Consider the following 19163-nt stretch of genomic DNA (forward strand, 5'->3'; position numbering starts at 1 on the left):
TCCTGAAGTTTTATACAGTATGGCTATTAATTATCGAATATTACATTTAGTTATGTGAGAAAATCTTGAGGTTTCCAATCTTTCGGCTTTATGTTCTCATTCATCCAATTCTTTTGTGGTGTTTGGTATGGGGTGGAGGCGATGAAATGATTATTGTGCCAGCTTGCTGCTCCGGAACGAATCATTTCATCGAGCAGGATTTGAATAAATTCTTCTGGCTGAAGCTGAAAAGAATAACGTGCAAAATCTTGGAACCAACCACACTTTAGTAAGTAGTTATCGATTTCTTCTTTTGCCAATCCATTTTTTATGATTAATGTGAATGAAAAAATCCTCTTGCAGGCATGCCAAGAAACTTTTTCTGGCATCCTGAGCCAATTTTCAAACCGTTTCCTTGCTGCATCAATGGCCGACATAGGATTATCCATTTGAGGTCCATGTCCTGAATATGCCTGCTTGATCCGGAGCATCGACAACCGATCCAAACTTTCCATCGATCGTTGGATAGATGAAACACCCTCTCGAAAGATATTTAACCATCCGATATCATTTTTGTGAAAGAGATCCCCGCAAATTAATACCTCTTCTTCAGGTTCATATAAAGAAATATGCCCTAACGTATGTCCAGGTGTGTGCAAGACTTTCAAGGTTCTACTTCCTGTATTAATCTCATCGTTATCTGACAACTTTAGATTGACTCGATAAGGTTCTACAGGCTGATCTAACCATTCTGCACTACAAGCTTCAGGGTCACAAGAATTTATTAAATCGGCGTCCCATTTATGAGCAGCAATCGTTACACCATAATTTTTTTGAAGATGAAAATTGCCTCCTACATGGTCACTATGGTAGTGCGTGTTCACAATAAGGTGTAATTCTTCTGGTGAAACGCCGGCTTCTTTAATTAATTGCTCAGTTTCTTTCGCATCACTCCCAAAACCAGTATCAATAAGGATCGGGAGCTGATCCTTGATAAGGATCATATTTGCACTTGGAAATTTTCTTTCAAAGAAAATAGTATTGGATTTTTTCATAGGCTATCCCTCCTTATATTAAAATAACTAAACAAAAACTTCTTCTCAATTTAAATGTGACATATATTCAAATGCTGTTGTTCCATATACGCTTTTAAAGTGTTTATTCAAATGGGTTAAATCAACAAAACCACATTCAGCTACTGCTGAATAAATATCTCTATTTTTTTCTATTAACTGTTTTGCACGTTCTACTTTGCAGTTAAGAAAGTATTGGTATGGTGAAATTCCAGTATGAGCATTAAATAATCTTATAAACTGGAACTTAGATAAATTAAGCACTTTACATATCTCGTCAAGTTTAAGCACATTTTCTAGGTTACTATGAATCATATCCTTTGCTTTGCTAATTAGAGCGTTATCTTTCTTATCGTCTGTAGAAAGATTCGTTTGCATAAGGCTGTCTGTGAGGGATACGAGTAATTCACTGCACAAATCCTCATCTTTTTCGCTTAATATGGCATTAGAAAGACTTAATATTCTTTGTTCAAGTCGATGATCATAGACAATAGGTGTTGAAAAACGTACTATATCCTTTTTCTCCATAACCTCTAAAAGCAATTGCGGCTCAATATATAACATGACATAATCAAGTCCTGCCTCATGATCATGTGCCATTCCGTCATGTGCCTGTTCTGGATTAAAAAGCATAACACCATTTTGATAGGATAATTGTAAACTGCCATCCAGGTTATATTGTTGAATACCACGCAATGTTACCCCTATTGCATACTCCTGGTGAGAATGCTTTTTATATGTAAAATCAGTAATACTTGCTGACAACGCAGTAATACCTGCTGATTTTTTATAGATAAATTTGTCCATTAAATTCACCTCTTTTGTAGCTTTCCTACAACCATATCATGATTCCAGAATAAGCTAAAAATAACGCCATCATTATATTAACAATCTTACTATGATTCTGTAAAAACTTCTTGAAGATGGTACCGAAAAGAACCCATGTAATAAATGCCAAAAATCCAATAAGAGTTATAGCGAAAACACTTATAGTCACCGCAGGCATTGCGGTATAGTACGGCATAATAAAGCTAGGAATGACAGTCATTGTAAATAGGACCACCTTTGGATTTAAAAACTGCATAAGGAAGCCTGACCTAAAGGTACCAGTTTCGTTTACAACTGGTTTTGACGAATCCCTTTTGCATATTTGATAAGCGAGATAGAAGATATATAAGCTTCCGATGATCTGCATAACAATTAATATTTTTGGTATGATCTCTATAAGGACAGTATTCAACATAGCAGAAATAACAAGTAATATACCAAAAGCAATCGTTGCACCATACGTATATTCCATTGCCTTTTTTGTCCCAAAATGATGCACTGTGGATAATATGACGATATTAGTAGGTCCTGGTGTAAAAGTAACAATAATACAGTAAATTAAAAAAGATGTAATATTCATGAGGAAAACTCCTTTCTAGTATTCTCATAGAATTATACATCTAGAAATTAAATCGCTTATAGTATATTATTGCATGATTATATAAAACTCTTGTAAAGTTAACTCTACAAATTTAGCCTTAATTTAAAAATTCTCTTCTTATTAAACCTGACCTGTTTTGGCACTTTAGAAATTAAAGAAGCTTTTCTAATTCAAGTTTATGCCGTGTACATTCCAACTGTTCACGGTAGACCACAGTATCCTTGAGCAAGTACCTCCCCTTCATCTAGCTTCATAAAAGATCTTTCTCGCCATACTCATCCCTCTTCACCTGCCGTAAGGTCTAGTTTAAATCTACCTGGAATAGGTCTACCGGCAGGAAACGATTCGGTTGATTGCCTATGCTTTGGTGCGCAATTTTTACTCTCATAAAAGGAATCAATTTCTTCTACGGTCTGTAAGGAGTCATTTACCCAGTTTTTCAGAATCCCAACCACATAACTCAGCTTTCGCTTGTTATTGGCACAAGCAATATTCATCGCTTTTAAAATCACACCTTTCGGTTGTAAAAAGATAGAATGATCTAACCAAGATAGTAACCGTTGTTTGGCATTCACGTTTGAAAAACCAAATCCATTGTTGTCCCAAAACTCAACAATTTCTTTCACATCTTTTTGATTATTCTGTAATGGATTCTCGATGACTGGATTTTCCTCTATATTTGTATGAAAAGGTTCTTGTTGTTGTTTTTTAATTACTTTATTATTATTTCCTTTTTCTTTTTGTCCCCGTATCGTATAACGAGGCGTGAACGGATCATCTAACTCTTCGCACTCAGTATCGATATATGTATCTTTTTCTTCTTCTTCAATCATATCATTGCTGTTAAACATGTCTTCTTGTCCACAAAAAGATTCAAATAAGCTGAGAATTTCCTGTTTATCAATGGATTCCGAAACATAATGGATAAGCGAGAGATCCTCGATATCTTTTAATTCCGAATAAATACAATCCATAACCGGTTTCGCGCCTTTATGGAGGTTGTATTTCCCCCAGTTTTTAATCGCGAGCTCTCTCGTTTCCGGATTGTAACGAATCACCTTGTGGAGCTCGATGAATCGTTCAATTAACGCATGAACACTTTCAATCGAATACCCCAAGTCAAAAGCCATTTGTTTTTTGGTAATTTTATAGATGCCAATTTGGGTCGTATGTGGATTGGTAAGAAGATACAGATAAAAGTATTTGTCCTCGGGGCTCATCTCTTCTAAAACAACCGGATTCTTCCAAAAATCAGTACGCACCATTCTATATTTTGCCATCCTCGACCCTGCCTTTCTTCTAATAAAATTCCTTCATAATTGATATAGAATGAAATGATGAAAATGGTCATAGGTTTTTCAGATATAATGTGTAGATTTTATGACAAAATAATTTCGTGGTACCGATCACTTCCCTGTTACTATAAAAAGAATGGTATGATGTACTCTTTTCCCCAAACAAAAAAACATTCACAAACATTTAGAAAACAACATTTGTGAATGTTTAGTGTTATTAAAGAAGTATTTCTCCAGTCGAGGTTAAATCAATCGTGAGCAGCGGGACTGCGTGGTAATCGAACCCTCCAGACCTGGTACGCAGGTCTCTGGCAGTTTTGAAGTTTGCTGGCTTCTGTTTTTCTAGTATCACTATGTACCCTCAAGTACTGATAAATCAAGCCTTTTTGCTTCCTAGTGTTTTCTGGTGATTTGTAATTTATAAAATTTGGGCACCAAAGCAACTATGCAGGAGGATCTCCAGTGATAATTTGTTGTTTATCAGCAACTAGCAATTGTTAAAGGAGGAAAACCATCCATATAGGGACCATCGTAAAAAGAGCAAGTAGTTTATTCCGCACTGTTTGCCCTTAATTAATATTTTTCTATTATAAAATAAATGAAGATTTGAGCACCTAAAAGTACACAGTGATGATTTAGAAATATCTAAGTAACTCGAATTCTACCAACTCTTCTATTTCGATTACGATCTTTATTATTAAGTGCTATTTGAGATTTAGGAATACCTGGAAATGACATGAGGCCAGCCTTAAACAGGGCATATCCGATAAAGGTAGCAAAGAACGTACTTCCGATCAGAAACCAGATGAGTCTTCTGCCAACATTGCGTAACATGATTTCACCTCTTTAACCTCTCATTGATGATAAATATGATGAAATCATCTTTTTTATGTCGTCTTATTCAACTCTGCCATCATTCTTCCTGCCCGAGAATTCTAGAGTTTTGCCGTAGATTTCTGAGTACTTCTTGAACCTTTTCGCTGAGATTTCCGAACGGACTGCATAAAAAAATCCACCTTTCTTAAGAATTTGGTGGATTTGAAACATTAGTACACCTAAAATCAGTCGCACTAGTACTATGTAATTTTTTAAAAAAATACTGGTGAATTTTTGCTTTCAACTAACTGTTTAAACAGTCGGAAAAACAGAGCTAATAAACAGTGGAAGCCCTTGATATTACTGGGTTTAATTGGCGGGACTGCGTGGGAATCGAACCCACCAGACCTGGCACGCAGGTCTCAGGCAGTTTTGAAGACTGTGGAGGACACCAGTGGTCAAATCAGCTTCAAATTTCCCAGTAATATCAAGGGGCCTCGGCAGTCTCTTGATAGGTTTTTAGACCGTTTTCCCTAAACCTCTACAGTCTTCATTTTAGAATAAATATTTACTTAAGACAATTTAAAATATTATCCAAAAGCTCAATTTATTAATATCTCATGCTGGAGTTTATACTTTTTTAAAAGTCACTAATACGTGATTTAATTATAGTATCTTGTACTTAATTTTATGAACAGACCGCTTTTCTGAACCACCTCAGCGGCTGCACTAAACAAGAAAATTTTTTGTAAATTTTTTTAAAATTTTAAAAGACTCGGATGTAAAGATCATTTTCCAGTTGGACCAACATACTGAGCCTAAAACCTTTACAATAGTAGCTATCACAAAGAACTAGAGTGGCTTGCCAAAAAGAGAAATCTGAACTTCCGTGAGTTAATTAAGCTTCATAGTTACTACCCCTTCTTCCTTATAATTCGATAACGTTTTCAATCATTTTGTTACTTTGCACTAACTGAAACTTCAGAAAATTTATATTAAATTTCTGAACAACTAAAGTAGTAGAGAAACTTTCTTTGTTGTTCAGTAAGAATTATACAAAAACAGGTTGTTCTTCCTCTTCTAATAGGCGCCTTTTGATTTCTTCTCCATTGACATATTTTTGTGATACTCCTGTTTCTATTGCAGCGTTAGCAACAGCTGCTGCTACATTAGCCACTACTCGCCGGTCAAATGGATCTGGAATCACATAATCCGCGTGAAGGTCTTCATCTGAAATCAATCCAGCAATGGCATAAACGGCAGCAAGTTTCATTTCCTCATTAATTGCTTTTGCACGAACGTCTAAAGCACCACGGAAAATGCCAGGGAATGCGAGGACGTTATTCACCTGATTGGGGAAATCAGAGCGTCCAGTTCCTACTACGAGTGCCCCCGCTTTTTTTGCCTCTTCCGGCATAATCTCAGGTATCGGATTGGCCATGGCAAAAATAATAGGATTCTGATTCATAGAACAAACCATTTCCTCCGTAACAATACCTGCAGCAGATACCCCCACAAACACATCAGCCCCAACAAGAGCATCTGCTAATACACCTTGTTTTTGTTCGCTATTGGTGATGCATGCCATTTCCTCTTTAAATTGATTCATTCCAAACGGGCGGCCTTTATAAATGATTCCTTTGGTATCACATAAAATGACATCTTTTACACCCATTTGAAGAAGCAGCTTAACAATCGCCACCCCTGCAGCACCCGCCCCGTTTGCTACAACACGAATGTCTTCAATCTTTTTTTCAGCTAATTTTAAAGCATTGATTAACCCAGCAGCAGTTACAATGGCTGTTCCGTGCTGGTCATCGTGGAAAATAGGGATATTACAAACTTTTCGTAATCGATCTTCAATTTCAAAGCAATGCGGTGCTGCAATGTCTTCTAAGTTCACTCCGCCAAATGTCGGCTCCAATAAAGTAACGACCTCCACAATCTTGTCCGGGTCCGTTGTATCTAAGCAAATCGGGAATGCATCGACACCCGCAAACGATTTGAATAACAAAGCTTTTCCTTCCATGACCGGCATGGCCGCTTTCGGACCGATATTTCCAAGACCGAGTACTGCTGTTCCGTTCGAAACAACAGCTACCAGATTTCCCTTCATGGTATATTCATAGGCTTTGCTTTCATCTTCATATATGTCCAAGCATGGCTCCGCTACACCTGGAGAATAAGCAAGACTTAAATCTTTTGCATTACGTACGGGAACTTTTGAATGAACACCAAGCTTTCCTCGATTTTCCTTGTGCATCTTTAATGCTTCTTTACGTAAAGTTGACATATAATGTCTCTCCTTAATTTAATAGATGTTTGTTTTAGTAAACAAATAGTTAAAAAATTCTCAGACCTCTGAGTAAGATCTTAAACAGTAGCTAAGCAACATAATGATCATTAAAGTAAACAACCTCGGAAAGAATCTTGCATCCTTGAATATTCTTGAAAGCTTCCCTTGCTTCTTTTTCTGTGTCAAATTCAAACATCGAAGTATTTTCCTTTGAATAGACTGTGATTACCCACATATAAAATTCCCCCAATAAAAGATTACTTTTCTCTTTTCCCATAGACTGATTGATAGTTTCTAATACTGTAGGTTTAATTTATAAAAGGAACTACATAATCATACGTAAAAATACAAAACAAATTAAAATTTTCAAAATATATTTTGCATTACGTACGGGAACTTTTGAATGAACATCAAGTTTCCCTTGATTTTCCTTGTCCATCTTTAATGCTTCTTCACGTAGTGTTAACATATCAAAGTCTCTCCTTTTGTAATACCGTGTTCCTTCTATCATATACCCCGGGTAGGTATATTCGTAATATCCTCTATAATTCCGTCAAATAAATAATATTAAAAATGAAAACGCTTACAAATTGGCGAATATATACTTTGAGTTACTAATAAAAGTACACGGAGGGATGTCTTTTGATGAACTGCAAAAAATGTGAAAAAGAGTTTTATTTCCAAGTTACGGAAATGAATGTCCCTGGAGGCAGAGAGCGTGAGTATATAAATTGCCCCCATTGCGGTGAAACAAATGGTTCAGTTGTAACGAGCGGTGTCGTGTATATTCATAAAATTGAGGAAAACTCTAAGAATTAATTATCGATACTTTACACGACAATTGGGCCCTTGAACATAGGGCTTTCTTTTATTTTTGTACAAATAAAAACGCCACCCGTTAAGGTGACGCAATTGGTAAACGTTATTTAAATACATAATTCAGCGAAGGTGCCCTAATCGGCTTGAAGCTTTTATGTATCGGCTCATGAATCCACGCTTTATCCTCGTAGCAATAGCGTAAGAAAGCGCGCATAGTCCTGACGCGAATATTAACGGTTCCTGGTGTATAATTCATTTCTTCGATCATATACGTAATCCATCCGTCGAATAATTCGGTAGTCATTTCATCCGCGGATATCTCTTTTCCGATATACGTTTTAAAATAACCGAAATTATTATAATGCTCTTGAATAGTCCGTTTCGCCAGTCCTTCGCCCTTCTTTACAAGCTATACTCCTCAAACATCTCCGTTATAGTAAGCGAAAATTCAACCGGAACATGCCGTTGTTTTCGTCGAGTTAAACCTTTCCGCATCATAAATAAAAAATCCCCTTCCGCAAATATGGTAGCGTAAGAGGACGAACAGTTTTCGGCAACTATCAAAACAGTTTTACCCGTCAGCCTTAAACAGTCTTATAACGAGACTGGGCGGAAACTGTGAAAGTTAACGGATCAATCAACGGCAACAATCACCGAGTCAATCATCGTCAAACCCTTGCGGGAGTATAATCGTTGGCGGGATTGCGTGGGAATTGAACCCACCAGACCTGGAACGCAGGTCTCAAGCAGTTTTGAAGACTGGACTTTTATTTTATGATTTTTTCTTGTAATTGAAACGGAATAATCCCCGCCATCTAAAGTTAAAATGGGTTATAAGAGGAAAGTGTCACAAGTATTATTCAATTAAATCACTAGTACTTTTGTCAAATCCATTAATATCATTTTACTTTAATCATTAGTATTTTAAAACAAGCAGATTTAAAAAGTCCTCCAACTAAAAGTAAATAGATCATTATGTTTGACCCAATAGTTATCCTCAATTCAACTATAGACCCCGTTCAATAAGAAAAAACGATCAAATAATTTTGAAACATAAAAAAGAAGTAGCATAAATATCTGCCACTTCTCTCCTATTTGTTGTTATTTTAAATAATCAGGTTCACGTTTTTCTAGAAATGCAGAAATCCCTTCTTCTCCCTCGTTACTACATGCTCTTTCAGCAAGAAATAAAGACTCCATACTCATTTGGGACTCAAGTGTTTCTTGTATAGAATGATAAAATAATTTTTTGGTTGCTCCAAATGCGTTCATTGGTCCATTTGCTAGTGTCTCGGCTAAATCAAGGACACCAGCCATTAATTTATCATTAGGAACTACATGATTGACGATTCCCCACTCATTTGCCTCTTTCGCACCCAATAATCGATTTGTATACATTAACTCTAATGCTCGTTTCATCCCGACAATACGAGGTAAAAAATAACTTCCTGATCCATCGGGTGTTAAACCTATTTTATTATAAGCCATTACAAATTTTGAATTTTCCGAAGCATAGACAAGATCACAAGCACATGCAAGACTCATTCCTGCACCAGCAGCTACTCCATTAACAGCTCCAATTAACGGTTTATTCATTCTTACTAAATATGAAATTGCTTGGTGTAAATAAGCAGTCACACTTTTCAGATGTGAGCTAATTTCATCACCTTCATTAGCAAAACTTTTTAAATCCCCACCAACTGAAAACTTATTTCCAGCTCCAGTAATAACCACTGCTCGTATTTTTTCGCTTTCCGAACAAAAGATAGCTACATCCATTAATTCCCTTGCCATTTGCAAATCCAATGCATTCCCTACTTCTGGACGGTTTAAAGTTATAATTCCAACATGATTTTCAATTGATAGATGTACACTGTTATTTTCCATTTGTTTTACCCCTTTTAAAGAAAACCATTAAGCCCTAACTCCCTTCTAAATCTGTTAGTCATCTATATTGACATCTGGCTCTTATATAATCCCCAGTTGTTTTGTTTGCAAAGGTGTCCGTGGGGGTTTAAAGGATTAGCAGAGTTATAAATAGGTAACATTGAAAAAGTGAAGAGAATTAATTATCTGGTCACCTTTTTATCATAATTTTACAAGTGTTCTTCCTCGTGCTTGACCTTTAAGTAGAGTAGGTAGAACATCTGGAAGTTGGTGAAGTGTTACCTCTTGTTGAATGAATTCTTCTAGGTTTGATGGTTTGAAATCTGTAGCTAAACAATTCCATATTTTCAATCGTGTTTCCATCGGGCAATAGACAGAATCGATTCCTAGTAAGTTTACACCCCGTAAAATAAAGGGGAAGACGGTTGTCGGAAGCTTTGTTCCTGCTGTTAACCCACTTACAGCTACTGAACCCCCATATTGTATTTGACTTAATAGAGATGCTAATGGTTCACCACCAACTGGATCGACGGCAGCTGTCCATTTTTGTTTGCCTATTGCTCTAACTTTCCCATCAAAGACCTCATCACGTGAAACAATTGAAGTCGCTCCAAGTTTTTTCAAATACTCTTGTTCAGATTCTTTACCTGTACTTGCTTCAACTTGATAACCGAGAGTTGAGAGAATAGAGACAGCAAAGCTACCAACGCCACCAGTGGCACCTGTGACAAGCACCCTTCCCTTTTCAGGAGAAACATTATTTTCTTTTAGTCTCTGGACGGATAATGCAGCAGTAAAACCAGCTGTTCCGATAATCATTGCTTCCTTTAACGTAAGACCTTTTGGAAGTGGAACAATCCACTTAGCCGGAATACGAGCATACTCACTATAACCTCCGAAATGGGAAACACCGATTTCATAGCTAGTAGCAATAACCTCGTCACCTTCTTGAAATCGAGGATCTTCAGATGAAACAACGACACCAGCTAAATCAATTCCAGGTACAAAAGGATAGGTCTTGACGATGTTACCATTAGGAATAGTAGCGAGACTATCTTTATAGTTCACACCAGAATAACGGACGGAAATCAATACTTCTCCCTCTGGTAGATCTTGAATCGTTAACTTTTGAAGTTCCACAGAAAATTGTTCTTCTTGTTTATTGACTACTAGTGCATCAAATTGGCGCATGATCGTTATTACTCCTTTCGATTATAAAAAAATCTCATAAAATGATTTATACAAAAAGGGAATCATTATCATAGAATGATTCCCTATAGGATTCAGTAGATGGAGCTTTACTCTTAAAGATCGGGTCTTCTTTTGTTGTAATATTGCTTATACCAGATAGAAGTTTTTTTTTGGAAGGAATCCACGTTTGACAGCGTCGAAAGCGAGTTGTTCCCTGAATTTCGGATGGGCAATGTTGATCAGGGCTTCTGTACGCTCCTGCACGGTTTTGCCTTTTAGTTCGGCTTTTCCATACTCAGTGACAATGATGTCAACGTCATTTTTGGACGTAGTCACAACTGCACCATGTGGCAGTGCAGGAACAATTTTTGAGATGGTATCATTTTTCGTTGTAGAATACAGACAAATGATTCCCCGGCCATTTTCGGTAAGGCGAATTCCTTTTGTGAAATCTCCCTGACCCCCTGAAGAAGAATAGTATTTTCCGTTAATCGTTTCAGAGTTGCACTGGCCAAGGAAATCAACCTCAACGGTGGTATTGACAGATACAAGGTTGTCCAGTTGGGCAATATTGCGGACATCGTTGCAGACATCACATGGCAGCATGAGAATATCCTGATTATTGTCCATGAAATCGTACAATTTCTTGGAACCGAGGGCAAATGTGGCCGTTGTTTTCCCTTTGAAAATCTTTTTATTCGCATTTGTAATGACGCCTTTTTCATATAAGTCGACTACTTTGTCAGGGAGCATTTCTGTATACACCCCAAGGTCACGGTGGTCTTTCAAATACTCCATAACCGCGTTAGGCATCGAACCAAAACCAATTTGGATCGTGTCACCGTTGTTAATTAATTCTGCGATTGTCTGACCAATCTTCATGTCTTTTTCGGTAAGTTTAGGATCAGGAAGGGAAGGCAATTCGAAATTGTTTTCGATTAATGCCGTTACCTGGCTGATATGAATCCGGTTTTGCTCCCCGAATGTCCGCGGCATATTTTTATTCACCTCGACAATGATGGACTTCGCATCTGCGAGTAATGGTCCAACATAGCTGACGCCTGTTCCGAGTGAAAAATATCCTTCTTCATCCATCGGAGAAACCACTGCCATAATGACCGGGTTGGGTGTTTGACGCTTCAATAATGAAGGAATGTCGGAAAAGTGGTTGGGAAGCAAATCGATTGTTCCCTCGCTGAAGCCTTTGCGGTCAAGGCCACTCAGGAAAATGGAAACTTGCTTGATTTTTTCCGGTTCAAGATCAAGAACTGGTAAGGCAGGGAGCATACGGAAAAGTCTGTTCCCTAAAAGTCTTCCGTTAGACGGAAGGGCTTCCAACAAGGCGGGTGGTTCACCAGTAATCGGAATAATGATTCCATCCCCTGGCTCAACAAAACGCACAGCTTCTTCTGCAGTAAAACGCTTAGCTTTATATACTACTTGGTAACTCATTACTTTTTCCTCCTTCTTTATATGTAAAAAGATATAAAATCTGTCCATCTATAAGTTTTGCAATCTGCCAATAGTCTTTCACAGACAATTCGGCCAACTCTACTATTCCTACTCCCCTTTAAAAGTAACCTTCCGTTTTTCCAAAAATGCCGACATTCCTTCTTTTTGATCTTTAGTGGAGAAAAGCGAACCGAATAATTCAGCTTCAAGGGATACTGCCCGTTCAATGTCCAGGTTTACTCCCTCATTAACAGCTTTTTTGGTAAAGCAAACTCCGAGCGGTGAATTGGCAGCAATTTTTTGCGCCATTTTTATTGCTTCAGAAAGAACTTCAGACGAATCGACAATACGGTTAACTAGACCAATTTCATTAGCCCGTTCGGCGTTAATCATTTCACCGGTAAACAAGATTTCTTTCGCAATCCCAAAACCTGTAAGACGAGCAAGCCGTTGGGAACCGCCGAATCCTGGCATGATGCCAAGTGTAATTTCAGGCTGGCCAAATTTTGCTTTGTGGCCGGCAATCCGAATGTCACATGCCATTGCCAATTCACAGCCGCCCCCGAGAGCATAACCATTTACAGCCGCAATGACTGGCATTTTTAAATTCTCTAATTTAGAAAATGCCTTATTTCCCAAGGACGAAAATTCACGGGCTTCTAAGACATTTTTATTTAGCATTTCCGAAATGTCTGCGCCGGCAACAAATGCTTTTTCTCCGGCTCCAGTCAAGACGACTGCGCGGATGGATGAATCTGCATCGATGATGTCAACAACTTCCGATATTTCTCTTAGTACATCTGTGTTTAAAGCGTTTAAAAACTTGGGTCTATTGATGGTGATCACAGCTATATTTTCATCAACGGTAAAAAGAAGCGTTTTAAATTCCTTCATAATTGGTCTCCTTTATTCATAGACATAGAATCCGCGTCCGGATTTAACTCCGAGCCATCCTGCTTCCACATACTTTCTAAGAAGCGGGCACGGGCGGTATTTTGGATCCCCGAATCCTTGATACAGCACTTCCATGATTGCAAGGCAAGTGTCCAATCCAATATAATCGGCGAGAGTGATCGGTCCCATCGGGTGATTGGCACCGAGCTTCATTACTTCATCAATGCCTTCCGGGGTGGATATCCCTTCATAAACAGCAAAGATTGCCTCGTTAATCATCGGAACAAGAATCCGGTTTACAGCAAAACCCGGAAAGTCTTTGATGGACACAGGCACCTTTTTCATGCATTTAGCCAGGTCTTCAATGATGGAAAATGTTTCTTCAGATGTAGCCAATCCGCTGATTACTTCCACCAGTTTCATTACCGGAACAGGGTTAAAGAAGTGCATCCCGATGACCTTTTCAGGCCTTTTTGTAACCTTGGCAATTTCTGTAATTGGCAGAGACGATGTATTGGTGGCGAGGATTACATTTTCCGGTGCAATTTCATCCAGCTTACGGAAAATCCCCAGCTTAATCTCCTTGTTTTCTGTTGCTGCTTCAATCACCAATTGGACATCTTTTGCGTCCTCCAGATTGGTCGAAGCCTGGATTCTGGAAAGAAGCGCCGCTTTTTCTTCTTCCGTTTTACGTCCCTTTTGTACATCACGGTTCAGCTGCTTCGTGATTTTATCCAATCCTCTTTGGACAAATTCTTCTTTTATATCAGTCAAGACAACCTGGTAACCTGTTTCTGCCAGCACCTGTGCGATTCCGCTACCCATTTGCCCAGAACCAACTACCATGACTTTTTGAATTTCCATTGATAAACTCCCCCAGTACTTTTACATGAGAATGAAATTCCCTAATCCATCTGAATATAAGGAAATAATATGTAATCGGTCACATATAAATTATAATAAAATACTAAATTTTCTTGTTTTAAAATTATCTTCTCATTATTTTAATTATTTAGCTTTTTTGTTTTTGGCTGTTTTTGCAAAGATTGTGGTTTTTCGTACGATATGTCTAACCCGCATGAATTAACGGATCATCGACACCTTCAAATTCAGAGCCATTTAATTGCAACAACTCTTTTATAATTAAAATAATCGTTTGAAAAATAATAAGTTTTAAAATTATCTTCTTTTCAATTTCATTTTTCCGCTCGGTTCCCGAGTCTTCATCGTCAAAAAAAGACCGTCCATTCTACGAATCGGTCTTTGAAAACGTACACATATTCCTGTATTCTTTTGGAGTTTGTCCTTCCTTGCGTTTAAAACTTGTTGCAAAATAGGCCGCGCTTCCAAACCCTGTGAGGTTTGCTATGGTTTCAATTGGCATCACTGTAATCTTTAGGAGATGCTTTGACTTCTCCAGACGGTAATCGGTTAAAAATTCAACAAAAGTCACCCCCGTTTCTTCTTTGAATAAACGGCTGAAATACGATGGACTGAGGTAGACCAAATCGGCTGCTTCCTTAAGATGAATAGGCTTATGATAATTCAGGTGGATAAATTTAATGGCCGTTTGGATCGGGTTTCCCAGGTCAGTTTCCAATTCTCCTGCATCAGGCTCCTTCTTCGTTTCCAAATAAGGCAATGAATCATGGAGCAGTCGGGCAGTATAAAGGCGGTCAAGGGTCTGCAGCAATTCCCCGTTGGCAATAGGCTTCAGCAAGTAGGCTGAAAAACCAGCATTCATGCAGGACTGGACGGTTTTGAACATTTGCAGGTGCGTAACAACAATAACATGGAGGGTTGGATGGATTTCCTTCGCTTTTTTTCCGAACTCGATTCCATCCATATCAGGAAGTGACAATTCCATCAATAGAAAAGCAGGACGCTTTTCCTTAATGAGCTCGATCCCCTTATTTGCCATTTCTTCCTTCCATATGGGAGTGTCCATAAATTGGCTGTTTTCTTTGATGGATTGGACAGCCTCCCATGTTTCCCTATCATCATCCATAATTAAGATTCCGTTCAAGAAAACACCTTCCTTTTCTTTAAAAATTTTGTCAACAGAGCAAAATTTTTAAAAAGCTACTTCAACATAATTCCTTCCTTTAGTTGGCGCCGCAAAATTTTCCCCGCTGAATTTTTAGGGATTTCCTTAATGAATATATAATTTCGCGGCCTTTTGTAATTCGGCAGCCGTTTATGCATTTTGCAAAAATAGTCGAGCGCCTGAGGGGTCAATTCTTTGTCATCCGAAACGATAAAAGCTGTAACAATTTGTCCCCACCGTTCATCATCCTCACCAACCACTACAGCCTCCCTTACACTATGGTGTTCAGCCAAAACTTTCTCGATTTCCTGCGGGTAAATGTTTTCCCCGCTGGAAATGATCATGTCATCAACCCGTCCCACGACATGAAGATCCCCTTCCTCATCTATAAACCCGACATCACCGGTAAAGTACCAGCCATCCTTGATTGCTTTTCTTGTTGCGTCAGGCCTGTTCCAATATCCTTTAAAAGCCTCCGGTGAACTTATATCAACAAGGATTTCACCTATTTCACCCTTCTCCGTTAACCAGACAAGCGGTTTTTTCCATTTGCTGTTCGGATTTACCAGCCTGATCCGTTGATGGATCCCTGCTTTCCCAGCGCATCCTGGTTTCTTTCTAACATCTGGAAAGGTGCTGAAAGTATAGATTTCTGTGCTCCCGTATTGGTTAACAAAAAAGTCGGGAGCCATAAGTTCCCCACATTTTTGGATCAGGTGGCTTGGCATCGGACCGCCGGAGTATACAATCGTGTGGATTGTGGAAAAATCAACTGCTTTTGCATATGGGTGAGTGACAATATCATGATACATAGTCGGAGTCAGGAAGAGGCAGCTAATCTTCTCTTCTGGAATCATTTTTAGTGCTTTATAGGCATCAAAATCTGGAAATGGAACATAAACACCATTGAGGAACGTCATTGCCAAAAGGGAACGAAGCCCAATGGTATGGGACAAAGTTGGTATTCCATGGGTCCTCTCAAACGGCTGATAGCTGCACTGAATAATATGGGCCATGGTTGAAGCATATTCATTTATGTGGGAACGTGGAACTCCTTTTGGCTTGCCGGAAGTACCGGATGTATACAAAATAACAGCCAGGTCGTCATCATGTGCAGGATAAGGCTCTACCTCCACGATAACTTTGTTTAACAGCTCCCCGTAACTCATGTCACCCAATGAGTCTTCCAATCCGATCAATAACGGACGCTCAACATACTTTTGGTTTCTTATTAGATGTTTACTTGCGTCTTCAAACACGATGAATTTGGTTTCAAGGTCATTTACACAATAAAGGATTTCTTCTGTTGATGAACGAAGATTAATGGGTGCGAAAACGGCTCCTAATTTTTGTATAGCCCAAAAGACAACGGCCGTTTCCATTCTATTTTTCAAAAGGACCATGACGCGGTCCCCACTCTTTAATCCAAGCCTGTGGAAAGAGGAAGCAACCTGGTTCACTTCTTCTGAAAGCTGGGAATATGTGGTTTTCCTATTTCCAAGGATCAAGGCTGGATAGCTTGGATAACGAGCGGCAGAAAAAGAGAATAGTTGGTATAAATTCAAAGCGATCAGGTCCTTTCATTCAATTTTCTACCAGGAACAAGTATTTTTTATTCACAAATAACCATCAATGTAAAGAGTTATGTATTCTTTTTGAAATAAAATGATTGTCTACTACTATATCACACATCTATTTATTTCGATTTAACTTTAAAAATTTCTAATATCAATATTATAAATATTCGAACGTTATACTTGAATCCAATTTTTTTCCCGGCTATTTAGAACTTCATAAAATGCGCTCACCAGTTCCACGATGCTCGATGTCGTTCATTTTCAAACGAGGCCCAATGTATTGTTATTTCTGTAGAATATAGCCTCGCACCTGAACACAAATCAAAGTTCTAGTTGGAGTGGAAGATGTCTATCTTGCTACCAAATGGTTATATAGCAAACAAGAGAAAAGAGCCGTCAATCAGTAATCAATTGTGATTCTATTCGTGGACCGGGCCCTAATTTGGTACTAATAGAACAGTTCTAATTATATTCTGATAAAAGAAAACAATAAGAAGGAGTGTAAAGTAGGTGAAAAAAGTACATTAACAGTAGTTGGTTTTAAACCTTGGTCAATGAGCATATAACCAATATAATTTCGAAACAAATCAACCGTAACTTCTTCATTAGGAACATCCCCTCCCAGGGAATTATTGAGATAATGAAAATGTTCATAATAGCCTTGAATTGATGGCTTTGCTAAACCCTCAATTTGTTTGAAAACCATAAATCGCTCAAACATTTCAAACAGAGTCATTTTTTGTTCAGTTTGTTTGAACCGTTTAATATTCTGTGTACTTCTTAACCCTTTCGCTGAGTTTTCCTTACAGTTTGCATAAAAAAATCCACCTTTCATTCAGAATTTGGTGGATTTGACACACTAGTACACCTAAAATCAGTCGCACTAGTACTATGTAATTTTCAGAAAAAATACTGGTGACTTTTCACTGGTAAATCACAGTTTAAACCATTGAAAAATACCTACAAAAAACAGCTTAAACCCCTGATATGATTGAGTTTGGTTGGCGGGACTGCGTGGGAATCGAACCCACCAGACCTGGCACGCAGGTCTCAAGCAGTTTTGAAGTTAGAGGAAAGGTGTTATTTCTATTTATTATTAGTTATCATTGGTCATCTGGAATCCTTGATTATAAAGAGTCTTCTGCCAAATTTATATATTTTAGTTATCTCTAATTTTCAGTAGTTATTTTTAATTCGTGACCAAAATGTGACCAGTAAGTGACCAAGACCAAGATAGTGAAGATTGAGAAACACAGTACTTTTTCTTTTTACTTATAGTTACCGACCTTGGCTGCAAATCCTCCTTTTCAAAAGGATTTGCAGTTTTGAATATTATGTAGTTAAATAACCTGTTTCGAATGATAAAAAAATTAATTGAAAGGCATATTATTTTCCTTTCATACCAAACCCTTATATCCCTCCAAAAGAAATTGATGAACAAAACCCCAGCAGACTTTTGTTCATCAATTTATTTTCAATAAGGGTGATTTCTTCTCCTTCTTTATTGCCAAGCACATCCCACCCTCATACTTTTACCAGCGACCATTTTAAATAATTGTTATTGTTATTACTCCGATGGTTGCTTTGAAATCTATGATTTTCTAAAAGATTTTGATAATGGTAATCAAGATATAAAAATTTGCACTATAATACTTATTTTAAATAGAAAAAAGCTGACTATTCAAAAATAGCTCTCTTTTTATGATTTTACGCTTATGTATTTTTTCTAAAGATGTATCATTCCACTTTCTAGGGCAACAGCGACCGCTTTTGTTCTAGTGTTAACACCAAGTTTATTGTAAATATTCGTTAAATGTGCCTTAACGGTTCGTTCGGCAATACCCATATCAAAGGCTATATCTTTATTTCGGTATCCTTTGGCTGTTGCTTGTAAAATAAACAGTTGCTTTTCAGTTAGTTTATTGGCTTCAAAGGGAGCTATAACCTTGGATTTCTTTTCTTTAGCACCAATTAGTTTGGCCATGATTTCTGGTTGTAATAATGTTTCACCCCTGATAGCAGATTCAATCGTTCGAAACAGATCTTCCCGGCCTGTATCGCAAGGGATGTGAAGTTTGCGGAAGACTGCGCAAACTTCATGATTTCCAATGGATGGTTTGAGGAACCGCCAAGTTCCGTTGATCGGCGAGTATTATCTTAGTGAAACTTCACCATAACTGCGATTTTACGAAGTACACAAAACCCCTTGAGCACCAAGGGGTTTTAACTCGCGTTCTTATCAATTATCCATGCAAGTACATATTGCTGAATTAACGTATTAGTGCTAAATTAATTTTCTAAACTTTACGAATATTCTAACCATTAAATATAATTTACCTATCTTTTTAAAAAATTATAGAATGTTTCCTCCTATACTTGGAACAATACCATTGTATTTACGTAGAAAG

General features: G+C 37.9%; 18 protein-coding genes and 1 pseudogene. 2 read left to right on the plus strand and 17 right to left on the minus strand.

All coding sequences use genetic code 11. The features are described 5' to 3' along the window. Window positions 1-50: 50 nt before the first annotated feature. The 8 genes from AB7942_RS18605 to AB7942_RS18640 form a co-directional block, all read right to left on the minus strand. Window positions 51-1034 carry an MBL fold metallo-hydrolase gene (locus AB7942_RS18605; RefSeq protein WP_369448042.1) on the minus strand — a complete coding sequence of 328 codons (984 nt, stop codon included), beginning with the start codon at window positions 1032-1034 and terminating at the stop codon, window positions 51-53. Window positions 1035-1079: 45 nt separating this feature from the next. After that, complete coding sequence (locus AB7942_RS18610; RefSeq protein WP_369448043.1) at window positions 1080-1859, minus strand: AraC family transcriptional regulator; 780 nt, start codon at window positions 1857-1859, stop codon at window positions 1080-1082. 25 nt (window positions 1860-1884) lie between these two features. Beyond that, entirely contained in the window at window positions 1885-2460 is a 576-nt protein-coding gene (locus AB7942_RS18615) for a LysE family translocator (RefSeq protein ID WP_369448044.1), read from the minus strand. Window positions 2461-2756: 296 nt separating this feature from the next. Continuing rightward, window positions 2757-3761 carry a DnaD domain protein gene (locus AB7942_RS18620; protein WP_369448045.1) on the minus strand — a complete coding sequence of 335 codons (1005 nt, stop codon included), beginning with the start codon at window positions 3759-3761 and terminating at the stop codon, window positions 2757-2759. A 660-nt stretch (window positions 3762-4421) separates the two neighbouring features. Continuing rightward, a complete protein-coding gene (locus tag AB7942_RS18625) occupies window positions 4422-4610 on the minus strand; it encodes a hypothetical protein (RefSeq protein WP_088086596.1) in 189 nt (62 codons plus the stop codon). A 1033-nt stretch (window positions 4611-5643) separates the two neighbouring features. Continuing rightward, window positions 5644-6885, minus strand: a complete 1242-nt coding sequence (ystJ, locus tag AB7942_RS18630) for an NADP-dependent malic enzyme (RefSeq protein ID WP_098932283.1) — start codon at window positions 6883-6885, stop codon at window positions 5644-5646. A gap of 91 nt (window positions 6886-6976) precedes the next feature. Next, a complete protein-coding gene (locus tag AB7942_RS18635) occupies window positions 6977-7123 on the minus strand; it encodes a hypothetical protein (protein ID WP_180247448.1) in 147 nt (48 codons plus the stop codon). 90 nt (window positions 7124-7213) lie between these two features. Next, the gene (locus AB7942_RS18640) at window positions 7214-7357 is read right to left on the minus strand and encodes a hypothetical protein (protein WP_369448064.1); all 144 of its coding nucleotides are present in this window, start codon (window positions 7355-7357) and stop codon (window positions 7214-7216) included. A 173-nt stretch (window positions 7358-7530) separates the two neighbouring features. Here AB7942_RS18640 and AB7942_RS18645 point away from each other — a divergent pair, with 173 nt between their 5' ends. Further along, on the plus strand, window positions 7531-7707 hold the full coding sequence (locus tag AB7942_RS18645) for a hypothetical protein (RefSeq protein WP_180247431.1): 177 nt from the start codon (window positions 7531-7533) through the stop codon (window positions 7705-7707). A gap of 103 nt (window positions 7708-7810) precedes the next feature. On the opposite strand, the gene AB7942_RS18650 is transcribed toward AB7942_RS18645, so the two are convergent. The 8 genes from AB7942_RS18650 to AB7942_RS18685 all read right to left on the minus strand — a co-directional run bounded on the left by AB7942_RS18650 (window position 7811) and on the right by AB7942_RS18685 (window position 16743). Continuing rightward, window positions 7811-8095, minus strand: coding sequence for a phage integrase SAM-like domain-containing protein (locus AB7942_RS18650; RefSeq protein ID WP_369448062.1), 285 nt, complete (start codon window positions 8093-8095; stop codon window positions 7811-7813). A gap of 713 nt (window positions 8096-8808) precedes the next feature. Further along, window positions 8809-9594, minus strand: a complete 786-nt coding sequence (locus AB7942_RS18655; RefSeq protein ID WP_335398497.1) for an enoyl-CoA hydratase/isomerase family protein — start codon at window positions 9592-9594, stop codon at window positions 8809-8811. 201 nt (window positions 9595-9795) lie between these two features. Further along, window positions 9796-10788 (minus strand): NADPH:quinone oxidoreductase family protein, encoded by a 993-nt coding sequence (locus AB7942_RS18660; protein ID WP_335398511.1) that lies wholly within the window; start codon window positions 10786-10788, stop codon window positions 9796-9798. Window positions 10789-10932: 144 nt separating this feature from the next. Continuing rightward, the gene (locus AB7942_RS18665; RefSeq protein ID WP_369448046.1) at window positions 10933-12237 is read right to left on the minus strand and encodes an acetyl-CoA hydrolase/transferase family protein; all 1305 of its coding nucleotides are present in this window, start codon (window positions 12235-12237) and stop codon (window positions 10933-10935) included. 108 nt (window positions 12238-12345) lie between these two features. After that, a complete protein-coding gene (locus AB7942_RS18670; RefSeq protein WP_335398501.1) occupies window positions 12346-13131 on the minus strand; it encodes an enoyl-CoA hydratase-related protein in 786 nt (261 codons plus the stop codon). Window positions 13132-13143: 12 nt separating this feature from the next. Beyond that, entirely contained in the window at window positions 13144-13995 is an 852-nt protein-coding gene (locus AB7942_RS18675; RefSeq protein WP_369448047.1) for a 3-hydroxybutyryl-CoA dehydrogenase, read from the minus strand. Between the two features lie 385 nt (window positions 13996-14380). Next, the gene (locus AB7942_RS18680) at window positions 14381-15157 is read right to left on the minus strand and encodes a helix-turn-helix domain-containing protein (RefSeq protein WP_369448048.1); all 777 of its coding nucleotides are present in this window, start codon (window positions 15155-15157) and stop codon (window positions 14381-14383) included. A gap of 56 nt (window positions 15158-15213) precedes the next feature. Continuing rightward, complete coding sequence (locus tag AB7942_RS18685; RefSeq protein WP_369448049.1) at window positions 15214-16743, minus strand: class I adenylate-forming enzyme family protein; 1530 nt, start codon at window positions 16741-16743, stop codon at window positions 15214-15216. 228 nt (window positions 16744-16971) lie between these two features. On the opposite strand from AB7942_RS18685, the gene AB7942_RS18690 reads away from it, so the two are divergent. Next, the gene (locus AB7942_RS18690; RefSeq protein WP_369448063.1) at window positions 16972-17088 is read left to right on the plus strand and encodes an alpha/beta hydrolase fold domain-containing protein; all 117 of its coding nucleotides are present in this window, start codon (window positions 16972-16974) and stop codon (window positions 17086-17088) included. Window positions 17089-18481: 1393 nt separating this feature from the next. On the opposite strand, the pseudogene AB7942_RS18695 reads toward AB7942_RS18690, so the two are convergent. After that, window positions 18482-18814 (minus strand): annotated as a pseudogene (locus AB7942_RS18695) (response regulator transcription factor); the annotation flags it as partial. Between the last annotated feature and the right edge of the window lie 349 nt (window positions 18815-19163).

It is taken from the genome of Neobacillus sp. BF23-41, from assembly GCF_041106275.1.

Excerpts from the sequence above, each read along its gene's own strand:
- AB7942_RS18605 (WP_369448042.1), bottom strand. The coding sequence starts at position 1,034 with ATGAAAAAATCCAATACTATTTTCTTTGAAAGAAAATTTCCAAGTGCA.
- AB7942_RS18610 (WP_369448043.1), bottom strand. The coding sequence starts at position 1,859 with ATGGACAAATTTATCTATAAAAAATCAGCAGGTATTACTGCGTTGTCA.
- AB7942_RS18615 (WP_369448044.1), bottom strand. The coding sequence starts at position 2,460 with ATGAATATTACATCTTTTTTAATTTACTGTATTATTGTTACTTTTACA.
- AB7942_RS18620 (WP_369448045.1), bottom strand. The coding sequence starts at position 3,761 with ATGGCAAAATATAGAATGGTGCGTACTGATTTTTGGAAGAATCCGGTT.
- AB7942_RS18625 (WP_088086596.1), bottom strand. The coding sequence starts at position 4,610 with ATGTTACGCAATGTTGGCAGAAGACTCATCTGGTTTCTGATCGGAAGT.
- ystJ (WP_098932283.1), bottom strand. The coding sequence starts at position 6,885 with ATGTCAACTTTACGTAAAGAAGCATTAAAGATGCACAAGGAAAATCGA.
- AB7942_RS18635 (WP_180247448.1), bottom strand. The coding sequence starts at position 7,123 with ATGTGGGTAATCACAGTCTATTCAAAGGAAAATACTTCGATGTTTGAA.
- AB7942_RS18640 (WP_369448064.1), bottom strand. The coding sequence starts at position 7,357 with ATGTTAACACTACGTGAAGAAGCATTAAAGATGGACAAGGAAAATCAA.
- AB7942_RS18655 (WP_335398497.1), bottom strand. The coding sequence starts at position 9,594 with ATGGAAAATAACAGTGTACATCTATCAATTGAAAATCATGTTGGAATT.
- AB7942_RS18665 (WP_369448046.1), bottom strand. The coding sequence starts at position 12,237 with ATGAGTTACCAAGTAGTATATAAAGCTAAGCGTTTTACTGCAGAAGAA.
- AB7942_RS18670 (WP_335398501.1), bottom strand. The coding sequence starts at position 13,131 with ATGAAGGAATTTAAAACGCTTCTTTTTACCGTTGATGAAAATATAGCT.
- AB7942_RS18675 (WP_369448047.1), bottom strand. The coding sequence starts at position 13,995 with ATGGAAATTCAAAAAGTCATGGTAGTTGGTTCTGGGCAAATGGGTAGC.